We start from the raw sequence: 25,200 nt of genomic DNA on the forward strand, positions 1-25,200 counted from the left end.
TGTCCGGTATTTAAAAATGCCGTTCGCGCCCGGCAAACAGGTCGCGTAGATTGCCCCGATGACGCCAGACGATCAGTCCCGTGAGTGCGCTCATGGGCAGCAGGGCCGCCGGTTCTTGCCAGGCCAGCAGCGGCAGGGTCAGCGGTGTGGCGATCAGGGCTGCCAGTGAGCTGGTGCGAGTCAGGTAGAACGTCAGCAGCCAGGCGCAGACCGCCAGCAGTGCGGCGGGCGGGTAGAGTCCCAGCAGCATGCCGGCAGAGGTGGCGACACCCTTGCCACCGCGAAAGCGAAAGTACAACGGGAACAGGTGGCCGATGACGGCACAGACGCCGATCCAGGCCTGTTCTTGAAGCGAAAGGCCCGCAACGCTGGCGATCAGTACGGGTAGCAGGCCTTTGAAGAGGTCCCCGATCAAGGTCAGGACGGCGAGTTTTTTGCCGGCCAGGCGCAACATGTTGGTGGCGCCCGCATTGCCCGAGCCACTCATTCGCGGATCGGGGTTACCGGTCAGGCGGCTGAGCAAAATGGCGAAGGACAGAGAGCCGAGCAGGTAGGCGAGGGTCGCCAGTAACCAAAACATGCTAACTATTCCGGGCGAGGACGCCCTGATTCTAACGGCGCATTGCGCCCTTGTCGTGCAGCGGAGAAAAGTGCTTGGACAGAGTGTTTATCGAGGGCCTGGAAGTCGACACCGTGATTGGTGCCTACGACTGGGAGCGAGGCATCCGACAGTGCTTGCGTCTTGATCTGAGTTTCGCCTGGGATAATCGCCCGGCCGCCGCCGGTGATGACCTGACTCTGGCACTCGATTACGCCAGTGTGTCGTCGCGTATCCAGGCTTTTGCCGAGCAGGCGCAGTTCCAACTGGTCGAGACCTTCGCCGAACGTCTGGCTGAAGTCCTGATGAGCGAATTCAATATCACCTGGATGCGCCTCAAGCTGACAAAGCCAGGCGCCATCCCGGCTGCTACGGGCGGTGTGGGCGTGGAGATCGAGCGCGGATGTCGCTGACACAGGTGTTTCTCGGGCTCGGTAGCAATATCGAGCGCGAATCCCATTTGCAGGCTGGCCTGGAAGCCTTGGCCGGTTTTCTCGTGGATATACGCTGCTCGGCGGTGTTCGAAAGCCAGCCGGTGGGGATCAAGAGCGGGCCTTTCTTCAATTTTGTGGTGTCGGCTTTTACCGATTTGCCGCTGATGGAGCTGGATCGCCGGCTGAAATTCATCGAGGCGGACAATGGCCGTTATGCACCGGACCGCAAGGGTTTGCCGCTGGATATCGATGTGCTGCTGTTCGGCGATCTGGTGGGCAACTTCGATGGCCTGATCCTGCCGCGGGCAGAAATTCTGAAAAATGCCTTCGTGCTGTGGCCGTTGTCGCTGATTGCGCCGGATCGCGTGCATCCGGGTGTGGGCAAGAGCTTTGCGGTGTTGTGGCGCGAGGCGCAGATTGATCAGGTGTTGGCGCCGGTGGCGTTTGAGTGGCGTGGGGAGCAGCTGACCCCATCGAATTTGTTGTGAGGCGAAAGAAGCCTTCGCGAGCAAGCCCGCTCCCACAGGGCTTGCGCTGACCTTGTGGGAGCGGGCTTGCTCGCGAAGCTTTTTCAGGCAGACGCCGCGTCTTTGTAAGCCTTCAGCGCCTTGAGCCGCTCGCGCTTGATCGCCTCGCCCAGCTCCGGTCCTTTGAATCCCTTGTCCAGCAACGGCTGAACCGCTACAGCCCGCGCAGCATTCGCTGCTCCGCGCAAATAATCAGCCTGTGGATAACTTCGCTGCTCCAGCCCTTTACGTCCTCGGGCGTCCATCTCGCACGCCGCGATAAATTCCTCGAACCGCTGCGGCCGACGGTAAATGTCAAAACTCTGCAGCAACGCCAGCAAAGTCGACGGCTTCAGTTCCTGCGCGCGATGGCCGTGGGTGTGATATTCGCCCACCAGCAGAGCCAGCTCCTGACAGTCCTTCGGCGCCTTGAAACGTTCGTTGACCGCTTTGATCAGCTTCAAGCCCTTGTGCTCGTGAGCAATGTGTCGCGGCCATTCTTCCTCGGGCGTCAGCCCCTTGCCGAGGTCATGCAGCAGGCAGGCCCAACGCACGGTAAGTGGTTGTTTGTGCCGCGCTGCCTGCTCCAGCACGCTCAAAGTGTGCACGCCGGTGTCGATTTCCGGGTGGTGGGCTTCCGGTTGCGGTACGCCGAACAGGGCATCGACTTCCGGCATCAGTACCTTGAGAGCGCCACACTCGCGCAGCACTTCGATAAACACCTGTGGCTGATCTTCCATCAGGGCGCGGGAAATTTCCTTCCAGCTGCGTTCGGCGGTCAAGGCTTCCAGTTCGCCTGACTCGCTGAGTTGGCGCATCAGTTCCAGTGTCTCCGGCGCCACGGTGAAACCGAGCCCCGCATAACGAGCTGCGAAGCGGGCAACGCGCAGAACCCTGAGCGGATCTTCGGCGAATGCGGGGGAAACGTGACGAAGCAAGCGCGCCTCGAGGTCGCGCTGGCCGTGGTAAGGATCGGTCAGGTTCTGCTGATCGTCTTCGGCCATGGCATTGATGGTCAGGTCACGACGGATCAGGTCTTCTTCGAGGGTGACTTCGGGGCTGGCATGAAAGGTAAAGCCGCCATAACCGCGTCCGCTTTTGCGTTCGGTGCGGGCGAGGGCGTATTCCTCGCCGCTTTTTGGGTGAAGGAATACCGGGAAGTCCGCACCCACCGGGCGAAAGCCCTTGGCGAGCATTTCTTCAGTGGTGGCGCCAACCACAACCCAGTCGATGTCGGTGACGGGCTTGCCCAGCAGGCGATCGCGTACCGCGCCGCCGACTTTATAAATCTGCATAAAAAACCTCCGTTAGCTCGACAGAATAACCTTTGCGTCGAACTTCCGGAGGCCGAAACGGGATCAAAGATGGATAACGGCCAGGTCCAGTCGCCCGTAATCGCCTTCAGCGTGCTCGCCTCTAGGCGGGACGTGGTGGGTTTTCATCACCTGGTCGCCTTGTAGGGTTTCCAGATGAATATCGAAGCCCCACAGGCGATGCAGGTGTTTGAGCACTTCCTCGGTGGACTCGCCCAGCGGTTTGCGGTCGTGTTGCTGGTGACGCAAGGTCAGGGAGCGGTCACCGCGCCGGTCGATGCTGTAGATCTGCACGTTGGGTTCGCGATTGCCAAGGTTGTACTGCGCCGCCAGGGTTTCACGGATGATGCGGTAACCCCCTTCGTCGTGAATGGCCGGGACCAGCAGATCCTCCTTCTGGTCGTCATCGAGAATGCTGAACAACTTAAGGTCACGGATCACCTGGGGTGACAGGTATTGCAGGATGAAGCTTTCATCCTTGAAGCTGCTCATGGCGAACTTGATGCTCGACAGCCAGTCGGTGCCGGCAATCTCAGGGAACCAGCGGTAGTCCTCTTCGGTAGGGTGTTCACACATGCGCCGGATGTCCCGATACATGGCAAAGCCCAGGGTGTAGGGGTTGATGCCGTTGTAGTAGGGGCTGTCGAAGCCGGGTTGGTAGACCACGCTGGTGTGGGACGTCAAAAACTCCATCATGAAGCCGTCGGTCACCAGGCCTTCGTCATACAGGTCGTTCATCAGGGTGTAATGCCAGAACGTCGCCCACCCCTCGTTCATCACCTGAGTCTGGCGTTGCGGGTAGAAATACTGAGCGATCTTGCGCACGATCCGCACGATTTCCCGCTGCCATGGTTCCAGCAGTGGTGCGTGTTTTTCGATGAAGTAGAGGATGTTTTCCTGAGGTTCGGCGGGGAAGCGCGCGTTGTCCTTGTCGCTGTACTTGTCCGCACCTTTTGGAATGGTCCGCCACAGATCGTTGATCTGCTTCTGCAAATGCTCTTCCCGATCCTTTTGCCGGCGACGTTCTTCTTCGGCGGAAATCGGATATGGGCGTTTGTAGCGATCGACTCCATAGTTCATCAGGGCATGGCAGGAATCCAGCAAGTCCTCGACCGCGTCGATACCGTGGCGCTCTTCGCACTGCATGATGTATTGCTTGGCGAACACCAGGTAATCAATGATCGAACTGGCGTCAGTCCAGGTGCGGAACAGGTAATTGCCTTTGAAAAAGCTGTTATGCCCGTAGCAGGCATGGGCGACGACCAAAGCCTGCATGCAGATGGTGTTTTCTTCCATCAAGTAGGCGATGCACGGGTCGGAGTTGATCACGATTTCGTACGCCAGCCCCATCTGGCCGCGACTGTAGGATTTCTCGGTGCTGAGGAAGTGTTTGCCGTAGGACCAATGGTGATAACCCAGCGGCATGCCGACGGAGGCGTAGGCGTCCATCATCTGCTCGGCGGTGATCACTTCGATCTGGTTGGGGTAAGTATCGAGCGCGTAGCGAGCCGCCAGGCGACTGATTTCTTTGTCGTAGGCCTGAATCAGCTCGAACGTCCATTCGGAGCCGGTGGAAATGGGTTGGCGCTTCTGCTCTTTGGCGGTCATGTCACTAACCTGCGCTGGAAGAGTTCACGGAAGACCGGATAGATATCCCCGGCCGAGACCAGTTGTTGCTGGGCAAAAGTGTCAGAGAAGGCTTCGGCGATGCGTTCGTACTCGAACCACAGGGCCTGATGTTCGCGCGGGGTAATCTCAACGTAAGTGTAGTACTGCACGAACGGCATGATCTGGTTGATCAGAATGTCGCGGCAGATCGGCGAGTCGTCGTTCCAGTTATCGCCGTCGGAGGCCTGGGCGGCATAGATGTTCCACTCATTGCTCGGATAACGTTCGGCCATGATCTCCTGCATCAGCTTCAAGGCGCTGGAAACGATGGTGCCGCCGGTTTCACGAGAATAGAAAAACTCCTCTTCGTCCACTTCCCGGGCACTGGTGTGGTGGCGAATGAACACGACGTCGATCTTGTCGTAGTTACGCTTGAGAAACAGGTACAGCAGGATAAAGAAACGCTTGGCGATGTCCTTGGTCGCTTGGGTCATGGAGCCGGACACGTCCATCAGGCAGAACATTACTGCCTTGGAACTGGGGTTGGGCTGCTTGATGAGCAAGTTGTACTTGAGGTCGAAGGTATCGAGGAACGGTACGCGATGAATGCGCGCACTGAGTTTTTCGATTTCCGCCTCGATTTTCTGAATGTCGCCGAAGTTGTCTGGCTCTTCACGCTTGAGGCGCAGCAGTTCTTCCTTGGCCTCGCGTAGTTTTGCCCGGCTGCTGCCAGACAGGGCGATGCGTCGTGCATGGGCCGAGCGCAAGGTGCGGATGATGTTGATCCGCGACGGATTGCCTTCGTTACTGATCCCGGCACGAACGGTCTTGAAGGTGTCGGTGCCGGTCAGGTTGCGCTTGACCAGGTTCGGCAGCTCGAGGTCCTCGAACATGAATTCGAGGAATTCCTCCTGGGTGATCTGGAAGACGAACTCGTCCATCCCTTCGCCCGTGTTGCCGGCCTTGCCCGGTCCTCTGCCACCGCCACCTCCGGGTGGGCGGGCAATGTGCTCGCCACTGGTGAACTCCTTGTTGCCCGGGTGCACGACGGTCTGCTTGCCACCGCGACCGTGGTGAAGCACCGGTTCGTCAATGTCGCGACCGGGAATGCTGATTTGTTCGCCGTGTTCCATATCGGTAATGGAACGCCGGCTGACCGCCTCTTCGACAGCCTTTTTGATGTGATCACGGTAACGCCGCAGAAACCGCTGACGGTTCACCGTGCTCTTGTTCTTGCCATTGAGACGTCGGTCGATCACATAGCTCATGACTGCTCCTTAGAAGCTGTCCTGAAAGGGGCGAGCGGTTATGCAGCATCGACGGTGCCAAGGGATGTGCACGCTCCCCCAAGCGCTTTTGGACGCTGACTGACCTCGCTACCGACTTTCGAACACCTTCCAGAGGTCTGTGTAACAGAAAATGCGTACACAGGCCTCTGGCTGACGACAACCGGTCTGACCGGCAGCGGGTTATTGTGATTTTCTGACCCGCAGGTACCACTCGGACAGCAGTCGTACCTGTTTGTCGGTGTAGCCCCGCTCGACCATCCGTGTGACGAAGTCGTTGTGCTTCTGCTGGTCCTCTTTGCTGGCCTTGGCGTTGAAGCTGATGACTGGCAGGAGGTCCTCGGTGTTGGAGAACATTTTCTTCTCGATGACCACCCGCAGTTTTTCGTAGCTGAGCCAGGTCGGGTTCTTGCCGTTGTTATTGGCGCGGGCGCGCAGCACGAAGTTAACGATTTCATTGCGGAAATCCTTCGGATTGCTGATGCCGGCCGGTTTTTCGATTTTCTCCAGTTCTTCGTTCAGCGCTACGCGGTTGAGGATCTCGCCGGTTTCCGGGTCGCGGTATTCCTGGTCCTGGATCCAGAAGTCGGCGTACAGCACATAGCGATCGAAGATGTTCTGGCCATACTCGCTGTAAGACTCGAGGTAGGCGGTCTGGATTTCCTTGCCGATGAACTCGATATAACGCGGTGCCAGGTACTCCTTGAGGAAGCGCAGATAGCGTTCGCGGGTTTCCGCCTGGAATTGTTCCTGTTCGATCTGTTGTTCCAGCACGTAAAGCAAGTGCACCGGGTTGGCAGCGATTTCGTGCGGATCGAAGTTGAACACTTTCGACAGGATCTTGAACGCGAAGCGAGTCGACAGGCCGTTCATGCCTTCGTCGACACCCGCGTTGTCGCGGTATTCCTGGATCGACTTGGCCTTCGGATCGGTGTCCTTGAGGTTTTCACCGTCGTACACGCGCATCTTGGAGTAGATGTTGGAGTTTTCCGGCTCTTTGAGTCGCGAGAGTACGGTGAACTGGGCAAGCATCTTCAGGGTGTCAGGCGCGCAGTGAGCCTTGGCCAGGGAGCTGTTGAACAGGAGCTTGTCGTAGATCTTCACTTCGTCGCTGACCCGCAGGCAGTACGGCACTTTGACGATGTAGATCCGATCGATGAAGGCTTCGTTGTTCTTGTTGTTGCGGAAGGTATGCCATTCCGATTCGTTGGAGTGGGCCAGCAGGATCCCGGTAAACGGAATGGCCCCCAGACCTTCGGTACTGTTGTAGTTGCCTTCCTGGGTGGCGGTCAGCAGTGGGTGCAGCACCTTGATCGGCGCCTTGAACATTTCGACGAATTCCATCAGGCCCTGGTTGGCCCGGCACAGTGCGCCCGAGTAGCTGTAGGCGTCGGCATCGTTCTGCGGGAATTCTTCGAGTTTGCGGATATCGACCTTGCCCACCAGTGCCGAGATGTCCTGGTTGTTTTCATCTCCCGGCTCGGTCTTGGCCACTGCGATCTGGTTGAGGATCGACGGATACAGCTTCACCACACGGAACTGGCTGATGTCGCCGCCGAACTCGGCGAGGCGTTTGGTCGCCCATGGCGACATGATGGTGTTGAGGTAGCGCCGTGGAATGCCGAAGTCTTCCTCGAGGATCGCGCCATCTTCGGTGGCGTTGAACAGACCCAGAGGTGATTCGAACACCGGCGAGCCCTTGATCGCGTAGAAGGGCACTTTTTCGATCAGCTGTTTCAGCTTCTCGGCCAGGGACGATTTACCGCCACCCACAGGACCGAGCAGATAGAGAATCTGCTTCTTCTCTTCCAGGCCCTGAGCGGCATGACGGAAATACGACACGATCTGGTCAATGCATTCTTCCATCCCGTGGAAGTCTTCAAAGGCCGGATAGCGGCGGATTACCTTGTTGGAAAAGATTCGCGACAGCCTCGAGTTGGCCGAGGTGTCGAGAAGCTCCGGCTCACCGATGGCCAGTAACAGTCGCTCGGCGGCGGAAGCGTAGGCGCTGCGGTCGCTTTTGCACAGTTCAAGATACTCTTGCAGCGAGAGTTCTTCCTGGCGTGTGGACTCGAAGCGTTGTTGGAAGTGGCTAAAGATACTCATGACGTCACCTCGCTCGATACGTGGAGCCGACGCCGGATCATTCAGTCGATGCTGGCAGCGACCGAATATGCAGTCGCTGTTTACCCCCCAGAACTCTTTCGAAGCTGACGACCCCGAAAGCTACTCCCGATGACCCGCGCGCCGGTGTACCGGCTCTCCCCTGTTTTGGATGGCCTGCGCTTAAGGATAGTTGCTTATTCGGCAGGTAAAGGCGAGATACGTAATTAGTTGTGGCAGACCGTTCGTCTGCCACCGCGCAAGCCCGCGGGGGACGGGGCTTGCGCGTTACAAAAAAATTATTCGGAAGTGCCTTGCGCCGTTTCCGAAGGATAAGTCGTACGCCACAGCTCAAAACCGCCATCCATGCTGTAGACGTCGGAGAAGCCCTGACTAATGAGGTACGCGGCGGCGCTCTGACTGGAATTGCCGTGGTAGCAGACGACCACTGTCGGTGCGTCGAGGTCGGCAGCGCGGATGAAATCCGAGAGGGAGTGGTTATCCAGATGCTTCGAGCCGGCGATGTGCAGCGCGGCAAAGGTCGCTGGGTCGCGGACATCGACCACTACCGCGCCTTGCTCGCGCAGGGCTTGGGCCTGTTCCGGGGGGATACGTTTGAATTCGCTCATGGCGGGATCCTGTGGCTCGGCTGAAAGCGCAGTCTAGCGCGGGGCGCTTGCTGACGATGGTTCGGGGATAGGTGCGGCGACTGGCGGCAGGGCAAGGCCATGCTCATCGCATTTGCAAGACAGGCGTTCACCGGTGTCGACATTCATCAGGGTCAAGGCGCCACCCCAGACACAACCGGTGTCGAGGGCCGAGATGCCCGGCTCATTGCATCGGCCTTCCAGAGCGGCCCAGTGGCCGAAGATGATCTTCAGGCCCTTGGTCTTGCGCTCTTTGTGTTGAAACCAGGGTTTGTAGCCCGGTGGCGCATTGTCGAGGCCTTCCTTGCTTTTGAGGTCAAGCTTGCCCTCGGCGGTACAAAACCGCATGCGGGTGAAATAGTTGGTAATCACCCGCAAGCGTGTCACGCCTTTGAGGTCGTTGTCCCATTTCGCCGGATCGTTGCCGTACATGCCGTCGAGGTAAGGCGGCAACAGGTTATCGTCGCGCAATGCAGCCTCGACTTCGGCGGCGTACTTCAAGGCTTTGCGCAGCGACCACTGGGGCGGAATGCCAGCATGTACCAGGGCAACATCGCGTTGTTCGTCGTAATGCATGAGTTTTTGCTGGCGCAGCCACTCCAGCAGTTCCGCGCTATCGGGCGCTCCCAGAATCTCGAGCAGGGTGTCGGACTTCTTCAGGCGTTCGATGTTTTTCCCGGCGGCCAGCAAGTGCAGGTCGTGGTTGCCGAGCACGCACACCAGCGATTCGCGGATGCTATAGAGGAAGCGCAAGGTGTCCAGCGACTGCGGGCCACGGTTGACCAGGTCGCCGACCAGCCACAGACGATCCCGTGTCGGGTCGAAGGCGACTTGCTTGAGCAGGCATTGCAGTGCTTGAAGGCAGCCCTGCAGATCGCCGACGGCATACGTTGCCATCAGTGCAGGGCTCCGGGCACCGCCAGGCGGAATGGGGCGATGATGGCGTCGAAGTGTTTACCGTCGTCGGCAACCATTTCATAAGTGCCCTGCATCGTGCCGACCTTGGAGGTCATGACGGTGCCACTGCTGTAGGTGTGACTTTCGCCTACCGCGATCAACGGTTGCAGGCCGACAACGCCGGCTCCGCGAACCTCTTCGACATGCCCGTCACCGTCGGTGATCACCCAGTGTCGCGACAACAGTTTGGCCGGTAGCTCGCCATTGTTGTGCACGGTGATGGTGTAGGCGAAGGCAAAGCGGTTTTGCTCGGGTTGCGATTGTTCTGCCAGATAGCGGGTAACGACGCTGACGTCGACCTGATAACGAGGATCGGACATGCAAGAGGCCTTAAAAACGAAGCGGGACGCGGGGCGTAGCTGATTGAACTCAGTCTAGGCCAAGTATCGGGTAGTAAACCAGACATCGCGTCTGGCGTCCTACCCGATAACGCTCATTGCCTGTCAGTCGACGGCAGGCGTCTGTAGGACTTGTTCGCTGAGCTTGTCGGCCAGGCGCACGAAGGCGGCGAGATCGAGTTGTTCGGGGCGCAGGCTGCCATCAACGCCGGCGGCTTCGATTTCAGCGTTGCTCAGCAGCAACTTGAGGGTGTTGCGCAGGGTCTTGCGGCGCTGGTTAAAGGCTTCGCGCACGACACGTTCCAACAGCTTGTGATCCTTGGCCGGGTGCGGCAGCACCGCGTGAGGAACCAGGCGCACGATTGCCGAATCGACTTTGGGCGGCGGATTGAACGCGCCCGGTCCAACGTTGAACAGGTGTTCAACCCGGCAGTGATACTGAACCATGATCGACAAGCGACCCCAGTCACCACCACCAGGGCCTGCTGCCAGGCGCTCGACCACTTCCTTTTGCAACATGAAATGCATGTCGCGAATCAGACTGGCGTTATGCAGCAGGTGAAAAATCAGCGGCGTAGAGATGTTGTACGGCAGGTTGCCGACCACCCGCAGGCTGTTCGGCGCGGCGTTCAGGCTGGTGAAGTCGAATTTCAGCGCGTCGCCCTGATGCAGGTTGAAATTGCTCTTGCTGGCGAACTGCTGGTTGAGGATCGGGATCAGATCCTTGTCCAGTTCCACCACGTCCAGCTGGGCGCCGCTGTTAAGCAGGCCTTGAGTCAGCGCACCTTGGCCAGGGCCGATTTCCAGCAGACGGTCTTCGGGCTTGGCGCGGATGGCGCGCAGGATACGGTCGATGACGCCGGCATCGTGCAGGAAGTTCTGGCCAAAGCGTTTGCGCGCCTTGTGTTGGTAATGCTCGGTCATAAACGGGTCTCGGCCATCTGGTAGGCGGTTTCCAGGGCGACTTGCAGGCTGCCGGTGTCGATTTTGCCGCTACCGGCCAGGTCCAGGGCAGTGCCGTGGTCCACCGATGTGCGGATGATCGGCAAGCCGAGGGTCACGTTGACTGCCGCGCCGAAGCCTTTGTACTTCAGCACCGGCAGGCCCTGGTCGTGGTACATCGCCAGCACTGCATCGCAGTGCTCCAGATACTTGGGGGTAAACAGAGTGTCGGCGGGCAGGGGGCCGCGAAGGTCCATTCCTTCGCCGCGCAGGCGCTCTAATGTAGGTTCGATGATGTCGATTTCTTCATGGCCCAGGTGTCCGCCTTCGCCGGCATGGGGGTTGAGCCCACACACGAGGATGCGTGGCCGGGCAATGCCGAATTTTTCTTGCAGGTCGGCGTGCAGGATTCGCGTGACCCGTTCCAGGCGCTCCGGGGTGATCGCATCGGCAATCTCGCGAAGGGGCAGGTGAGTGGTGACCAGCGCCACGCGTAATCCGCGAGTGGCGAGCATCATTACCACTTGTGCGGTATGGGTCAGGTCGGCGAGAAATTCCGTATGCCCCGAAAACGCGATCCCGGATTCATTGATCACGCCCTTGTGCACAGGGGCGGTGATCATGCCGGCAAAATGCCCGTCCAGGCAGCCTTGGCCCGCTCGGGTCAGGGTTTCCAGAACGAAAGCCGCGTTGGCCTTGTCCAGTTGCCCGGCAGTGACCTTGGCGTTGAGCGGTGTATCCCAGACATACAGGCTGTTGGCTGGCGCGGGTACATCCGGCCAGCGGTCCGGGGTTACCGGCAGCAAATCGACGACCACACCCAGCTGCACGGCCCGCTCGAGGAGCAGGTCGCGGCTGGTAATGGCAATCAGGGGATGTGGCTGGGCTTGCGAGGCGAGCAGCAGGCACAGGTCGGGACCTATGCCGGCCGGTTCGCCGGGTGTCAGCGCGAAACGTTTGGGTTTCACTGCGCTGCCTGGTCTGCACCAGGGAGTTTGATCTCTACGTACGCTTCGTCACGGATCTGACGCAGCCAGGTTTGCAGCTCTTCATCATATTTGCGGTTACGCAATACGGTCATGGCTTGCTGCTCACGGGCCTGGCTGGTGCTGTCAGTGGCTCGACGGCCAAGGACTTCCAGAACGTGCCAGCCATATTGAGTCTGGAACGGCTTGGACAGCTGACCTTGTGGGGTCTTGGCCATCACTTCGCGGAACTCGGGAACCAGTGCATTCGGATCAATCCAGTTCAGGTCGCCACCGTTGAGGGCGGAACCTGGATCTTCCGAGAAGCTTTTCGCCAGTTCGCCGAAGTCTTCGCCCGATTCGATGCGGGAGTAGAGGGACTCAGCGAGCGCTTTGGTTTTTGCTTCGTCGCGGATCGGGCTTGGTTTGACCAGGATATGGCGCACGTGCACTTCGTCACGCACCTGGGTTTCGCCGCCACGCTTGTCGAGGATCTTCAAAATGATGAAGCCGCCCGGGGTTCGCATAGGTTGGGTCACATCACCCACTGCCATGGTGCCCAGCAGGCGATCGAACGGAGGTGGCAGTTGAGCGGCTTTACGCCAGCCCATGTCGCCGCCTTCCAGTGCGGTTTCGCTGGCGGATTTGGCGATTGCCAACTGACCGAAGTCAGCGCCTTGCTGGAGTTGCTGGTAAACCGCGTCGGCTTGCTTGGCTGCATTCTGAATCGCGTCGGAGTTGGCGCTTTCCGGCGTAGGAATCAGGATGTTGGCCAGGCGGAATTCTTCGGACAGCTGCATTTTGCCAAGGTCGGAAGCGAGGAAGTTCTTCACTTCCTGTTCGGAAACCTGGATACGCTCGGCCACACGACGCTGACGCACACGGCTGATGATCATTTCGCGGCGAATCTGGTCTCGAGCGTCGTCGTAAGACAGACCGTCGCGAGTCAGAGCGGCGCGGAATTGATCCACGGACATGTTGTTGCGCTGGGCAATGGTGCCGACAGCCTGGTTCAGTTCTTCATCGGTAATGCGGATGCCGGAACGTTCGCCGATCTGCAGTTGCAGGTTTTCGACGATCAGGCGTTCAAGTACCTGCTGATCCAGCACGTTGGCCGGCGGTACTGCAGCACCGCGCTTGGCGATGGTTTGCTGAACTTCATGAACCCGTTGGTCCAGTTGGCTCTGCATGACCACGTCGTTATCGACAATGGCCACCACTTTATCGATGGACTCCACCGCGGCGTTCGCCGCGGTACCCAGGAACAGCGCGCCCAGCATCAGCGGGCGCAGACAATCAGAAAGCTTGGTCTTCACGTTCACGATAACCTTGGATGCCTTTGTCGAGGAAGCTCTCTACTTTGGCGCCGGTGAGGCCGCCGAGTCCCTTCAGAACAATTTGTAGGAAGATGCCGTGGTCGCCTTTTTCGTTTTCCGGGGCGTTCTGACTGAACTCGTCATACGAAACCCAGTAACGGTTGATCAGGCGCAGTTTCCAGCAGCAGTTGTCGTACTCGAAACCACCGAAAGCTTCCAGGGTACGGTTACGGTTGTAGTCATACTGCCAGCGGCTGATGGCGTTCCATTGCGGCACGATCGGCCAGATCACCGAGAAATCGTGCTGTTGGATCTTGTAGTAGTCCTTCACGTAGCCAGGTTGGCCCGGGGTGCCGTAGTCACCGCCGCCCACTTGCCATTTACCGGTGTTCTGGTCGTAACGGACCTGGTCATTACGATAGCGATAGCCGGCGTTGATGACCTTGTTCGGGTTGTCTTCAGGCTGGTAGTGGAACATCGCGCTGCCCGAGCGAGGGCTGCGGCTGTCCGGGTCCCAGTTGTAATCGGCCGTCGTGCGCCAATCGCGATTCCAGCGGTATTCATATTCAAGCGCGTATGGCGAGACGTTAGCCTGCGCATCGTCACGGGTTTTTGCATCGATACCCGGCAACTGAACTTCACGATCCTTGAAGTACACGGCCTGACCAACGCTGATGCGTTGACGTTCGAAGCCATTGTCTTCGATCCAGCGGTTGGTTACGCCCAAGGACAGTTTGTTCTCGTCGCCGACGCGGTCGGAGCCAGAGAAGCGGTTGTCACGGAACAACGACGCATAGTTGAAGGTGTATTCGCTGGTGTCGAAGACCGGAATGTCTTCCTGATCCGTTTCAGGGACGTACAGGTAGAACAGGCGCGGTTCCAAGGTCTGGCGATAATTCTTGCCGAACCATTGGGTATTGCGATCGAAGTACAGGCCGCTATCGATGCTGGCAATCGGCACACCACGGTTCTGGCTGCTGCTGAAGGTACCGTTGAGCTTTTGCTGTTCTGCGGTTTGCGCGTCAATCTGGCTTTTGCCGGTACCGTCCAGATCCAGTTGGTACTGGGTGTATTGGTACTTGAGCGATGGCTTCACGAAGCCATAAGTCCAGTCCAACGGCAGGCTGACACCCGGTTTGAGATTCAAACGGTCGCCATTGGCACGTGCCAGTCCGGTAACGTTGTTATCAAGACGCGGTTCAATAGAGCCATCTTCGTTTACGAAGTTGCCGTCCTTCAAGTCACGGTCAAATCGAACGACTTCTGTCTCGTAATCGAAATTCAGGCCACCTGGGTGAGTCGGCAACTGACCCACGAAAGTGATCTGCGGCAAGCGGTCGTACGGGGTAATGTCCGAAACGGTTGCGAGTTGATAAGCCTGTGCGTTCACACGAGCGGTGTAGCTGTCGCCACGATAGGTGACAGAACCCTGCTGGTTCACGAAGTCAGAACTTTTCACACCGATCTGGTCAGTCTGCAGATCCTGGAAGTAATACGGATCGCTGATCTTGGTGTAATCGACCTGGGTCAGAACGCGCGAGTCGAGACCGCCCTTGTGCTGCCAGTTATACATGTAGCGGTTTTTCTGGTAGTCGGTCTGACCACTGCGGTCGGTGTCTTCGTCGTTGAGGTACGCGGCGCCGAACTGACCTTCGCTGGACGGGGTCAGGTAACGGAACTCGCCTTCCATCAACAAGCCGTGCTTGCTCATGTAGCGCGGGTACAACGTGGCATCGTAGTTGGGTGCCAGGTTGAAGTAATACGGTGTGACCAGCAAGAAGCCGGTATCGGTGCCGGTGCCGATGGTCGGCGGCAGGAAACCGGACTGGCGACGGTCGTCGATCGGGAAATAGATATACGGCGTGTACAGGACCGGAATGTCCTTGACCCGCAGCGTCACGTTGGTCGCGGTACCGAAGCCGGTGGCCGGGTTCAAGGTGATGTTGTTGCCCTTGAGCTGCCAGGCGTTGCTGTCCGGTTCGCACGTGGTGTACGTACCATCCTTGAGGCGGATGATCGCGTTCTCGGCACGCTTGGCGTACAGCGCACTGCCGCGGATACGGGATTTGTGCATCACGTATTCGGCGTTGTCGACCTTGGCTTCACCGGTGTCGAGCTGCACGTCGGCGTGGTCGCCAACGATCAGTGCGCCGTTGTCGCGAACACGGACGTTGCCGCTCAGTTCGCCACGGCTCTCGGCCTGGTAAAGGTTCGCTTCGTCGGCTTCGACCTGCATGCTGCCCTGGCGCATGACCACGTCACCCGCGAGGGTCGCGACTTGCTCATCCTGCTTATAGCGAGAGGCTTTGGCGCCGAGGAAGGTCGGAGCGTCACTTTTATTCGTCTTGTCATTCATGCCAGGACGAATCGGTTCGATATAGGAACCAGCGCAGTAAGGACCGGTTTCGGCCAATTGCGCTGCAGTGAGCTTCTCGCGCGGAACCCAGTCGAGGTGACTGTAGTCTTCGCTACGCGACTTCAGGCCGCGGCCCTTGGCTTCGGTCACCAGCACAGGCTTGGCGCCGGTGTCTTGACTTGAACCGCTGTCAGCCGGAGTCTCACCGCTGGTGGTTGCCGCCGCACTGCCGTCATGGACGGGGCGCGGTGGCAGCGCAGCTGCTGGAGATTTGGGCGCACAGTTCCAGGCACCCGAAGCAGAGACTGAGCAGTCATACTGTTCCGCGGCGACCACGAACGAAGTGGCTAGAGGTTGCAGGGCCAGCAGACTGCCGGTAACCAACAACGGAAATTTTTTACGAAACGCGGGGGATTTCAATGCCATCTTATTAGTCCGGGCTTCCTGCGTGCCATCTGCCCGCGGTGTGGGCCGCACGCCTCTCGATGGTCTGAAAAAGATGCTGGATAATAAAGCATGACCCGCTTGACGGCTAGCGCCGTCGGAGACCCTTGCAATGCCTGATCAAGATGTACGTTTGCAACACCTGAAAGTTTGGCTCGATGAGCAATTGGCTGTCCTATTTGCAGAGCAGGGTTGGGGTGCCGTACCCCCGGCCACGTTGACCGCGGCCAGTAGCGATGCGAGTTTTCGACGGTATTTTCGTTGGGAAGGCGAGGGCCGAAGCTTTGTCGTGATGGACGCGCCACCGCCCCAGGAAAACTGTAAACCCTTCGTGGATATCGCTTTTTTACTGGGGAAATCCGGAATAAATGTTCCGAAAATTTATGCTGAAGACCTCGAACGTGGTTTTCTTTTGCTCAATGACCTGGGCAACAAGACCTACCTCGACGTGATCGACAGCGAAAATGCCGACGATTTGTTCAAGGATGCCCTGCAAGCGTTGCTGGCTTTTCAGCAGTTGCCGATGGTTGCGCCGCTGCCAAGTTATGACGTGGCGCTGCTTCGTCGCGAGCTGGAATTGTTCCCTGAGTGGTACGTGAAGCGCGAGTTGGGCATCGAGTTCGACTCGGCGCAGCAAGTGCTCTGGCAGAACGTGACCGAGCTATTGATCGACAGCGCACTGGCCCAGCCCAAAGTGCTGGTGCACCGCGATTACATGCCGCGCAACCTGATGCTCAGCGAGCCCAACCCTGGCGTGCTGGATTTCCAGGACGCCGTCTATGGTCCGGTGACCTACGACGTGACCTGCCTGTTCAAGGATGCATTCCTCAGCTGGCCCGAGGAACGCGTGCGCGGCTGGCTGGAAGCTTACTGGCAGCAAGCGGGCGATCTCGGAATCCCGGTTCAGCCCGACTTCGAAGATTTCCTGCGGGCCAGTGACCTGATGGGCGTGCAGCGGCACCTGAAAGTGATCGGCATCTTTGCCCGCATCTGCCACCGTGACGGCAAGCCACGTTATCTCAGCGATGTGCCACGCTTCTTTGCCTATATAGATGCCGTGATCGCCCGCCGTCCTGAATTGGCCGAGCTGGATGTGTTGCTGCTGAGTCTGCGTGCTGGAGCGAATGCATGAAGGCAATGATTCTGGCCGCAGGAAAAGGCGAGCGCATGCGCCCGCTGACCCTGACCACGCCGAAACCGCTGGTTCGCGCTGGCGGCATACCGTTGATCGAGTATCACTTGAAAGCCTTGGCGGTGGCGGGGTTTACCGAGGTGGTGATCAACCATGCCTGGCTCGGCCAGTTGATCGAAAACTACCTGGGCGATGGCTCGCAATATGGCGTACGCATTCAGTATTCGCCGGAAGGTGAGCCACTGGAAACCGGCGGCGGGATTTTCCGCGCGCTGCCGTTGCTGGGTGATGAGGCCTTTATGGTGGTCAACGGTGACATCTGGACCGACTACGACTTCAGCGTGTTGCATCAACCCATCACCGGGCTGGCGCATTTGGTGTTGGCGGACAACCCTGCCCATCACCCGACCGGCGATTTCAGTCTGATCGACGGGCAAGTACGCGACGGTCAACCGGACACTGCAACCCTGACCTACAGCGGCATCGCGGTCCTGCATCCGCAGCTGTTCGACGGTTGCTCCGCCGGTGCCTTCAAGCTTGCACCGCTGCTGCGCAAGGCCATGGCCGATGGACAGGTCACCGGCGAGCACTTGAAGGGACATTGGGTGGATGTTGGCACTCACGAACGTCTGGCTGAAGTCGAAACCCTGTTAGAAGCGAGACGCTGACATGTTGTGGCCAGGGACTCTGATTGGAGCCGGAGCGGGCTTTTACATCGCCAGCATTCCGGGGGCCATGCTGGGCGCCTTGTTGGGGCAGGTGCTGGATCGGCATTTGCACATACAGAGCTGGGCGCACTTGCGAGAAAGGCTCGGTGGCCGCTCGGTGCTGCGCAATGATGAACTGCTGTTTGTGTTGTTGGGACGCCTGGCCAAGAGCGATGGCAGGGTGGTCGAGGGCCACATCCAGCAGGCTCGTCAGGAAATGCGTTCTCTGGACATGACCGAGTCGGCCCAGCGCCGGGCCATTGCCGCGTTCAATCGCGGCAAGTCGGGAAATGACCGGTTGCGCGGTTATTTGCGCCGCTTGAGCACTCAGCCTCATGCGGCCGAAGGCGTCTTGCGCGCCTGCTGGCGGATGATCTGGGCGGATGGCCGCGCCGGCAGTGCTGAGCGAGAGCTGATCAGGCAGTGGGGTAAATGGCTGGGCTGGACGTCACAACAGGTGCAGGCTCTGGCGGCCGATTACGAGCAGCACAAGTTTGTAAAGACCGGCAGCGCGCTGACCTATCAGGATGCCCTGCGGCTTCTGGGCGTTTCGGCGACCACCGAGCCGGCGCAGATCAAGCGTGCTTATCGACGCCTGCTGAGTCGCCATCACCCGGACAAGATCGCCGGCAGCGGTGCGACGGCGCTGCAGGTGCGCGAAGCCACTGACAAGACCCGCGAACTGCATAGCGCCTACACATTGATCCGTGAACGGCGGGATTTTCGTTAGGGCACCAGATTGTGTTGTCTCTGAAGCCGCCATCGCGAGCAGGTCGAATCGTCGCACCGTCGCTCCCACATTGAATCTTCAGCGGACGCAGAATGTGCGTACGACCGAGATCAACTGTGGGAGTGAGCCTGCTCGCGAAGGGGGCGACGCGGTCTATCAGTTGACCGCGTTCTGTGGACTCAACCAACCCCGCACCCGACGGAACAGTTGCTCTTGCTCAGCCTTGGAATTACCCGGCAACGCCTTGAGCGAAACCTGACTGAACCCCACAGTCTTCAAGCGTTTGCTGGCTTGCAAGCGCTCAAGCGCCAGGTTGCGATCCAGCGGCTTGTCCATATAGAAAATGTCTGCGGTGGGCAGCTTCAGGGTCGGTGTCAGTTCGACCAGCTCTGGTTTGGCTTTCGCCGGCATCTGAGCGGCGACCATCACAAATTTCTCCACTTGCGAGGGCTGCTTCTCGCTCAGGTATCGCGCGGCCCAGTAGGCGCCAGTGCCATGCCCCAGCAGGACAATGCGGCGAGCGCTTTGCTGTTCGGCGTAGGCAATCGCGGCGTCGATGCGGGCGAAGATTCGTTCGGCGTCGGCTTTGGCCTGTTCCTCGGTGGTTTCGGCGATCGCCTTGTCCGCCACCTCCGCTTCACCTCCCGCTGCTTGTTCAATGGGCGCGGCGGTGGTCGAGTCTTTGCTGCCAGGGTCAGCGGCTTTTGGTGTGGGTGCGACTTCGACGATACGCGGCGCGATGGCATCGCTTTGCAGGTCCGGCAGGGTGATACTCAGGCTGCTCCACTCGGCGTCCGGCAATTTACGGCGCAATGGACCGATTGCTTGCGGCCAGTCAACGGTTTCGCCGGCCCCCGGGATGATAATCACCGCGCCTTTGGGTTCGGCGGTATTGGCCGGTTTCCACAAGGCCAGAAACGTGTCGCTGCCTGCTTGCAATTGCTGTTGTTCCTGAGCCGGGATCTGTCGCTCAAGTGCAGACGCCTCTTCCTGACTACGCTCAAGCAGCGGCTGGCGCTCGATCGGTTTTTCTTCTGCGGGTGTTTGCATTGCGGCAGGTGCCGGGTCGGCGGCCTCGACAGAAAAGGCGCATGGCAGGATCAGCGACAGGCACAATGCTGGCAGTGCCAGGCGGTAGACAGGGGGCATCGGATATTCCAGGCCAGAAGTTATTCCGGCAGCCTAATGGGTTGGTCAGTATTTGTCAGTGTGTGAGATTTCGATGATGCGTTTTCGCTGCCTGTGGGTTATCGGCTGTTTGTGGTTTCCCTTGATGGGCTGGGCGGCTCCCGCGCCCCCGGTGCACGTCGCGCAATTGTCCGCAGGCCAGCAGCAATGGCTGGCGCAGCATGGCGAATTGCGCGTGGGGCTGGTGTTGCAGGTGCCCTACGCCCAATACGATCGCCGTTTGCAGCGTTTGTCCGGGGTCAATGTCGAGCTGATGAAGTGGCTGGCCAAGGCGCTCAAGGTCGAGCTGAGCTGGCGCAACTTTCCCGACCTGGCGCAACTGGAAGCCGCCGCGCGCGAGGGTGAAATCGACATCGCTCCGGGGCTGACCCAAACCCCCGGTGGCTTGCGGCTCTGGCAGTTTTCCGACCCGTACATGCGGGTGCCGCAACTGGTGGTCAGCGACCAGAAAAGCACCGGCGTGGTCGAGCTGGAAAAACTCGACAGCCAGACCCGCGTCGCCGTGCGCATGCCCGGTGCCACCGCAGAATACCTGCGCAGTAATTACCCGCACCTGAACCTTCAAGGCGTACCGATCGAACGCCAGGCACTGCAACTGTTATTGAGTCAGCAGGCCAGTTACGCCGTGGTCGACGAAGCGCAGTTGGGGCGTTTGTCTGCCGAACCTGAGTTCGCCGGGCTGGTGGTGGTCGGTGATATCGGCTTGCCGCAACTGTTGCGGGTGGCCACGCGCCGGGATTGGCCAGAACTGGCCGGCATCGTCGAAAGCGCGCTGCGGGCGATCCCGGCCAAGGACCTGGAGCAGCTGCACAACCAATGGCTGCAACCCAAGTACCCGCGGCTGACCGAGTCCCCGGGGTTCTGGCAAAACCTTTGCCTGTTGCTGGCGGTGCTGATGCTGAGCAGCATGGCCATCGTGTTCTGGCAGCGTCGGCAGCAGCACAGTCTTGAGCATCGTTTGCGGGCCGCGCGTGAAGACATTGCCTTGCGTGCCGCCAGCGAAGAAGCCTTGCGCCTCACCCAGTTTTCCATCGACCAGAGCACTGTCGGCATCCTTTGGGTCAACTGGGACAGCCATGTGCGCTACGCCAATCGCGCGGCCGAAACCATGCTGGGTTATCCGGCGGGCGGGATCATTGATCGGCCGCTGATCGACTTCGAGCCCGGCTTGCACATGGACCGCTGGCTGAACCTGTGGAAGCGCGCCCGGGCCAGCGAGGACGGCCCGCAAAGTTTCGAAACCAACTGCATACGGGCGGATGGCAGCAACCTGCCGGTGGATGTTTCGCTGAGCTTTTTGCGGTTTCGCGACAGCGAATACCTGGTGGTTTACCTCAATGACGTCACCGAGCGCCGTCGTGCATTGGCTGCTCTGCAGGAAAGCGAGGCGCGTCTGCAAGGGATCGCCGCCAACGTTCCGGGGCTGGTCTTTCGTCTGGAACGGGCGCCGGTGACGGGGCAGATCGACTTTGCCTATATCAGTGAAGGCAGCGAGAGCCTGGTCGGTTACGCGCCGGCCACCCTGGCCCATCGCGACAAAGGCTTGCGCAGCCTGGTGCACCCGGACGACAAGGCCAGTTATCACCAAACCCAGGACCATGCGCTGGACACCGACAGTGACTGGTCATGGCAGGGACGGATTCTCACCCGTTCCGGCGAACAGCGCTGGGCCGAGATCAAGGCCATCACCCGCCGACTCGAAGACGGCGCCTATGTCTGGGACGGGATCGTCTGGGACATCAGCGAGAGCAAGCGCATCGAACTGGAGCTGGCCAGCTCTCGCGAACAGTTGCGTGAATTGTCCGCTCACCTGGAGAGCGTGCGGGAAGAGGAAAAGGCCCGCATCGCCCGGGAAGTTCACGACGAACTGGGTCAGATGCTTACCGTGTTGAAGCTGGAAACCTCCATGTGCGAATTGGCCTACGCCCAGCTCGACCCTGGTCTGAACGAGCGCTTGAACAGCATGAAGCGACTGATCGCGCAGCTGTTCCAATTGGTACGCGACGTGGCCACGGCGCTGCGGCCGCCGATTCTCGACGCCGGGATCGCCTCGGCTATCGAATGGCAGGCCCGCCGATTCGAGGCGCGCACGCAGATTCCGTGTCTGGTGCAGGTGCCGGAGAACCTGCCGCTGCTCAGTGATGCCAAGGCGATTGGTCTGTTTAGGATCCTTCAGGAAGCGCTGACCAATGTCATGCGCCATGCCCAGGCGCATACTGTTGAACTGACGCTGGTGCTTGAAGGTGACGAGTTGTGTCTGACCGTCAGCGATGATGGCGTAGGATTTGTCCCTGCCACCGGTAGGTCAACCTCCTTCGGGGTGGTCGGCATGCGCGAGCGAGTGTTGATCATGGGCGGGCAGTTGTTGCTTGAGAGTGAACCGGGTGAAGGCACGACCCTGAGCGTGCGAGTGCCGCTGGATGAGGAGAAGTAAGTGATCCGTGTACTGGTAGCCGAAGACCACACCATCGTCCGCGAAGGCATCAAGCAATTGATCGGCCTGGCCAAGGATTTGCTGGTGGTAGGGGAGGCGAGCAATGGCGAGCAGTTGCTTGAGACCTTGCGTCATGTTCCCTGTGAAGTGGTCTTGCTGGACATCTCCATGCCCGGGGTTAACGGGCTGGAAGCGATTCCGCGGATTCGCGCGCTGAACAATCCGCCGGCGATTCTGGTGTTGTCGATGCACGACGAAGCGCAAATGGCCGCTCGTGCGTTGAAGGTCGGCGCCGCGGGTTATGCGACCAAGGACAGCGATCCGGCACTGCTGCTGACGGCGATCCGCAAGGTCGCGGCGGGCGGGCGCTACATCGACCCGGACCTGGCCGACCGCATGGTCTTCGAAGTCGGCCTGACCGATTCGCGGCCGTTGCACTCGTTGTTGTCCGAGCGTGAATTCTCGGTGTTCGAACGTCTGGCCCAGGGCGCCAACGTCAACGACATCGCCCAGCAACTGGCCCTGAGCAGCAAAACCATCAGCACCCATAAGGCGCGGCTGATGCAAAAACTCAACATCACCTCCCTGGCGGAACTGGTGAAGTACGCCATGGAGCACAAACTTCTCTAAGAACACCGCTGTCCCCTGTGGGAGCGAGCCTGCTCGCGATAGCGGACTATCAGTCGACATTAATGTTGAATGTCAGACCGCAATCGCGAGCAGGCTCGCTCCCACAGGGATAGTGGTCGCATGCCCATTTACGACATCCTGCAAAGCCGCTTTTACCCGTTCTTGCGGCTTGCAGCTTGAAGCTTGTCGCTGCCCCTATCCATCCCCGCCATCCTTGTAGGGCAATCCCTACCCCCAACCTTCCATCCTGCTGAGGCCATTCTCTCCTGCGCCCCGATTTGCGTGGTCGGCAGCGTCCACTAGGCTTAGTCCACAGCAGTCATCACAATAAAGGTGTGGGTATGAGCCAGGTCGATTCAAACGCAGGGGCCAGCGATATTCTGGTCAGCTTTCGTGGAGTGCAAAAAAGCTACGACGGCGAGAACCTGATCGTCAAAGACCTCAACCTGGAGATTCGCAAAGGCGAATTCCTCACCCTGCTCGGACCGTCCGGCTCCGGCAAGACCACCAGCCTGATGATGCTCGCCGGTTTCGAAACACCGACCGCAGGCGAAATCCTGCTGGCCGGGCGTTCCATCAACAACGTGCCGCCGCACAAACGCGACATCGGCATGGTGTTCCAGAACTACGCATTGTTCCCGCACATGACCGTTGCCGAGAACCTGGCGTTCCCGTTGACCGTGCGCGGCTTGAACAAGAGCGACGTCAGCGACAAGGTCAAAAAAGTCCTGAGCATGGTCCAGCTCGACACCTTCGCCCAGCGTTATCCGGCGCAATTGTCCGGCGGTCAGCAGCAGCGTGTGGCTTTGGCCCGGGCGTTGGTGTTCGAACCGCAACTGGTGCTGATGGACGAACCCCTCGGCGCACTCGACAAACAACTGCGCGAACACATGCAGATGGAAATCAAGCACCTGCACCAGCGCCTCGGCGTGACCGTGGTCTACGTGACCCACGACCAGGGCGAAGCCCTGACCATGTCCGACCGTGTAGCCGTGTTCCATCAGGGCGAAATCCAGCAGATCGCGCCGCCGCGCAGCCTCTACGAAGAGCCGAAAAACACTTTCGTCGCCAATTTCATCGGCGAGAACAACCGCCTCAATGGCCGCTTGCACAGCCACACCGGCGACCGCTGCGTGGTTGAGTTGGGGCGCGGTGAAAAAGTTGAAGCCCTGGCGGTCAACGTCGGCAAGACCGGCGAACCCGTCACGCTGTCGATTCGCCCCGAGCGCATCAGCCTCAACGGCGCAAGCGATCAATGCGTCAACCGCTTCTCAGGGCGGGTGGAGGAATTCATCTATCTGGGCGACCACGTCCGGGTTCGCCTGGAAGTCTGCGGCAAGAGCGATTTCTTTGTGAAACAACCGATTGCCGAGCTCGATCCCGCGCTGGCTGTTGGGGATGTGGTACCGCTTGGCTGGCAGGTCGAACACGTTCGCGCGCTCGACCCACTTTTAGAGGCGCATTGATCGCCCCCTGCTTCAACAACACCAACCCTGCACGTGGAGAGAACAATAAATGTTGAGATCCCTGAAATTCACCGCTTTGGTCATGGGCATGATCGGTGCGGCACACGCAATGGCGGCGGGCCCGGACCTGACCGTGGTGTCCTTTGGCGGGGCGAACAAGGCGGCGCAGGTCAAGGCCTTCTATGCACCGTGGGAAGCGGCAGGCAACGGCAAGATCGTGGCAGGCGAGTACAACGGTGAAATGGCCAAGGTCAAAGCCATGGTCGACACCAAGAGCGTGTCCTGGGACCTGGTAGAAGTCGAATCGCCAGAACTGTCCCGTGGTTGCGACGAAGACATGTTCGAGCAACTCGATCCTGCGCTGTTCGGCAAGACCGAAGACTACGTCAAAGGCGCCATCCAGCCATGCGGCGTGGGCTTCTTCGTGTGGTCGACCGTGCTGGCCTACAACGCCGACAAGCTGAAAACCGCGCCAACCAGTTGGGTCGATTTCTGGGACACCAAGACATTCCCGGGCAAACGTGGCCTGCGCAAAGGCGCCAAGTACACCCTGGAATTCGCTCTGATGGCCGACGGCGTTGCGCCGAAAGACGTCTACAAAGTACTGGCCGGCAAGGATGGTCAGGACCGCGCGTTCAAGAAGCTCGATGAGTTGAAGCCAAGCATCCAGTGGTGGGAAGCCGGCGCGCAACCGCCGCAATACCTCGCTTCCGGCGACGTGGTCATGAGCTCGGCCTACAACGGCCGGATCGCTGCCGTGCAGAAAGAAAGCAACCTCAAAGTCGTGTGGAACGGCGGTATCTACGACTTCGACGCATGGGCCATCCCTAAAGGTCTGGACCCTAAGCGCGCCGAAGCGGCGAAGAAATTCATCGCGTTCTCCGTGGCGCCGCAGCAGCAGAAGACCTACTCGGAAAACATCGCTTACGGCCCGGCCAACATTCAGGCCGTACCGTTGCTGGCCAAGGATGTCCTGAAAGACATGCCGACCACCCCGGAAAACATCGCCAACCAGGTGCAGATCGACGTCAGCTTCTGGGCTGACAACGGTGAGCAACTGGAACAGCGCTTCAATTCCTGGGCTGCGAAGTAAGCAAGTC

22 protein-coding genes are annotated in these 25,200 nt (G+C 59.3%); 9 read left to right on the forward strand and 13 right to left on the reverse strand.

Annotation, left to right across the window (positions count from 1 at the left end):
* Nucleotides 1-10: 10 nt before the first annotated feature.
* Nucleotides 11-580 (reverse strand): glycerol-3-phosphate 1-O-acyltransferase PlsY, encoded by a 570-nt coding sequence (gene plsY / locus PFAS1_RS13940; RefSeq protein ID WP_076029529.1) that lies wholly within the window; start codon nucleotides 578-580, stop codon nucleotides 11-13.
* A gap of 74 nt (nucleotides 581-654) precedes the next feature.
* Between plsY and folB the strand changes: the two genes are divergently transcribed.
* Nucleotides 655-1,011 carry a dihydroneopterin aldolase gene (folB, locus tag PFAS1_RS13945; protein ID WP_008008297.1) on the forward strand — a complete coding sequence of 119 codons (357 nt, stop codon included), beginning with the start codon at nucleotides 655-657 and terminating at the stop codon, nucleotides 1,009-1,011.
* Nucleotides 1,002-1,520: a 2-amino-4-hydroxy-6-hydroxymethyldihydropteridine diphosphokinase gene (gene folK / locus PFAS1_RS13950; RefSeq protein ID WP_076029530.1), complete on the forward strand. Its 519-nt coding sequence runs from the start codon at nucleotides 1,002-1,004 to the stop codon at nucleotides 1,518-1,520. Before folB ends, folK begins: the two co-directional genes overlap by 10 nt.
* A gap of 83 nt (nucleotides 1,521-1,603) precedes the next feature.
* On the opposite strand, the gene PFAS1_RS13955 is transcribed toward folK, so the two are convergent.
* The 11 genes from PFAS1_RS13955 to PFAS1_RS14005 all read right to left on the reverse strand — a co-directional run bounded on the left by PFAS1_RS13955 (nucleotide 1,604) and on the right by PFAS1_RS14005 (nucleotide 15,795).
* A complete protein-coding gene (locus tag PFAS1_RS13955) occupies nucleotides 1,604-2,833 on the reverse strand; it encodes a multifunctional CCA addition/repair protein (protein WP_076029531.1) in 1,230 nt (409 codons plus the stop codon).
* A gap of 63 nt (nucleotides 2,834-2,896) precedes the next feature.
* The gene (locus PFAS1_RS13960; RefSeq protein WP_074871405.1) at nucleotides 2,897-4,459 is read right to left on the reverse strand and encodes a SpoVR family protein; all 1,563 of its coding nucleotides are present in this window, start codon (nucleotides 4,457-4,459) and stop codon (nucleotides 2,897-2,899) included.
* Nucleotides 4,456-5,727: a YeaH/YhbH family protein gene (locus PFAS1_RS13965; RefSeq protein ID WP_076029532.1), complete on the reverse strand. Its 1,272-nt coding sequence runs from the start codon at nucleotides 5,725-5,727 to the stop codon at nucleotides 4,456-4,458. Before PFAS1_RS13965 ends, PFAS1_RS13960 begins: the two co-directional genes overlap by 4 nt.
* 201 nt (nucleotides 5,728-5,928) lie before the next feature.
* The gene (locus PFAS1_RS13970; protein ID WP_033056218.1) at nucleotides 5,929-7,851 is read right to left on the reverse strand and encodes a PrkA family serine protein kinase; all 1,923 of its coding nucleotides are present in this window, start codon (nucleotides 7,849-7,851) and stop codon (nucleotides 5,929-5,931) included.
* Between the two features lie 296 nt (nucleotides 7,852-8,147).
* On the reverse strand, nucleotides 8,148-8,477 hold the full coding sequence (gene glpE, locus PFAS1_RS13975) for a thiosulfate sulfurtransferase GlpE (protein WP_074871401.1): 330 nt from the start codon (nucleotides 8,475-8,477) through the stop codon (nucleotides 8,148-8,150).
* 33 nt (nucleotides 8,478-8,510) lie between these two features.
* Nucleotides 8,511-9,392 carry a symmetrical bis(5'-nucleosyl)-tetraphosphatase gene (locus PFAS1_RS13980; RefSeq protein ID WP_074871399.1) on the reverse strand — a complete coding sequence of 294 codons (882 nt, stop codon included), beginning with the start codon at nucleotides 9,390-9,392 and terminating at the stop codon, nucleotides 8,511-8,513.
* Entirely contained in the window at nucleotides 9,392-9,772 is a 381-nt protein-coding gene (gene apaG / locus PFAS1_RS13985; RefSeq protein ID WP_074871397.1) for a Co2+/Mg2+ efflux protein ApaG, read from the reverse strand. Before apaG ends, PFAS1_RS13980 begins: the two co-directional genes overlap by 1 nt.
* 123 nt (nucleotides 9,773-9,895) lie before the next feature.
* The gene (gene rsmA / locus PFAS1_RS13990; RefSeq protein WP_076029533.1) at nucleotides 9,896-10,714 is read right to left on the reverse strand and encodes a 16S rRNA (adenine(1518)-N(6)/adenine(1519)-N(6))-dimethyltransferase RsmA; all 819 of its coding nucleotides are present in this window, start codon (nucleotides 10,712-10,714) and stop codon (nucleotides 9,896-9,898) included.
* The gene (gene pdxA, locus PFAS1_RS13995; protein ID WP_076029534.1) at nucleotides 10,711-11,700 is read right to left on the reverse strand and encodes a 4-hydroxythreonine-4-phosphate dehydrogenase PdxA; all 990 of its coding nucleotides are present in this window, start codon (nucleotides 11,698-11,700) and stop codon (nucleotides 10,711-10,713) included. Before pdxA ends, rsmA begins: the two co-directional genes overlap by 4 nt.
* Nucleotides 11,697-13,013, reverse strand: a complete 1,317-nt coding sequence (surA, locus tag PFAS1_RS14000; RefSeq protein WP_156886719.1) for a peptidylprolyl isomerase SurA — start codon at nucleotides 13,011-13,013, stop codon at nucleotides 11,697-11,699. Before surA ends, pdxA begins: the two co-directional genes overlap by 4 nt.
* The gene (locus PFAS1_RS14005) at nucleotides 12,994-15,795 is read right to left on the reverse strand and encodes an LPS-assembly protein LptD (RefSeq protein WP_076029535.1); all 2,802 of its coding nucleotides are present in this window, start codon (nucleotides 15,793-15,795) and stop codon (nucleotides 12,994-12,996) included. Before PFAS1_RS14005 ends, surA begins: the two co-directional genes overlap by 20 nt.
* Before the next feature lie 130 nt (nucleotides 15,796-15,925).
* Here PFAS1_RS14005 and PFAS1_RS14010 point away from each other — a divergent pair, with 130 nt between their 5' ends.
* Genes PFAS1_RS14010 through PFAS1_RS14020 form a run of 3 tightly spaced genes read left to right on the forward strand, consistent with a single transcriptional unit; the run spans nucleotide 15,926 to nucleotide 18,382 of the window.
* Entirely contained in the window at nucleotides 15,926-16,945 is a 1,020-nt protein-coding gene (locus PFAS1_RS14010) for an aminoglycoside phosphotransferase family protein (RefSeq protein WP_076029536.1), read from the forward strand.
* Complete coding sequence (murU, locus tag PFAS1_RS14015; protein ID WP_076029537.1) at nucleotides 16,942-17,613, forward strand: N-acetylmuramate alpha-1-phosphate uridylyltransferase MurU; 672 nt, start codon at nucleotides 16,942-16,944, stop codon at nucleotides 17,611-17,613. Before PFAS1_RS14010 ends, murU begins: the two co-directional genes overlap by 4 nt.
* A gap of 1 nt (nucleotide 17,614) precedes the next feature.
* Nucleotides 17,615-18,382, forward strand: a complete 768-nt coding sequence (locus PFAS1_RS14020) for a TerB family tellurite resistance protein (RefSeq protein ID WP_076029538.1) — start codon at nucleotides 17,615-17,617, stop codon at nucleotides 18,380-18,382.
* A gap of 156 nt (nucleotides 18,383-18,538) precedes the next feature.
* Here PFAS1_RS14020 and PFAS1_RS14025 read toward each other — a convergent pair whose 3' ends face one another.
* On the reverse strand, nucleotides 18,539-19,531 hold the full coding sequence (locus PFAS1_RS14025) for an alpha/beta hydrolase family protein (protein WP_076029539.1): 993 nt from the start codon (nucleotides 19,529-19,531) through the stop codon (nucleotides 18,539-18,541).
* A gap of 73 nt (nucleotides 19,532-19,604) precedes the next feature.
* On the opposite strand from PFAS1_RS14025, the gene PFAS1_RS14030 reads away from it, so the two are divergent.
* From PFAS1_RS14030 to PFAS1_RS14045, 4 genes are all read left to right on the forward strand, one after another.
* A complete protein-coding gene (locus PFAS1_RS14030) occupies nucleotides 19,605-22,004 on the forward strand; it encodes a PAS domain-containing sensor histidine kinase (RefSeq protein ID WP_076029540.1) in 2,400 nt (799 codons plus the stop codon).
* The gene (locus PFAS1_RS14035; RefSeq protein ID WP_003210977.1) at nucleotides 22,005-22,634 is read left to right on the forward strand and encodes a response regulator; all 630 of its coding nucleotides are present in this window, start codon (nucleotides 22,005-22,007) and stop codon (nucleotides 22,632-22,634) included. It abuts the gene before it with no gap.
* 341 nt (nucleotides 22,635-22,975) lie between these two features.
* On the forward strand, nucleotides 22,976-24,100 hold the full coding sequence (locus tag PFAS1_RS14040; protein ID WP_076029541.1) for an ABC transporter ATP-binding protein: 1,125 nt from the start codon (nucleotides 22,976-22,978) through the stop codon (nucleotides 24,098-24,100).
* Nucleotides 24,101-24,149: 49 nt separating this feature from the next.
* Nucleotides 24,150-25,193 (forward strand): ABC transporter substrate-binding protein, encoded by a 1,044-nt coding sequence (locus PFAS1_RS14045; protein WP_074871379.1) that lies wholly within the window; start codon nucleotides 24,150-24,152, stop codon nucleotides 25,191-25,193.
* Nucleotides 25,194-25,200: the final 7 nt, after the last annotated feature.

Origin of the sequence: Pseudomonas frederiksbergensis (assembly GCF_001952935.1) — a bacterium.
GTDB classification, from domain to species: domain Bacteria; phylum Pseudomonadota; class Gammaproteobacteria; order Pseudomonadales; family Pseudomonadaceae; genus Aquipseudomonas; species Aquipseudomonas frederiksbergensis.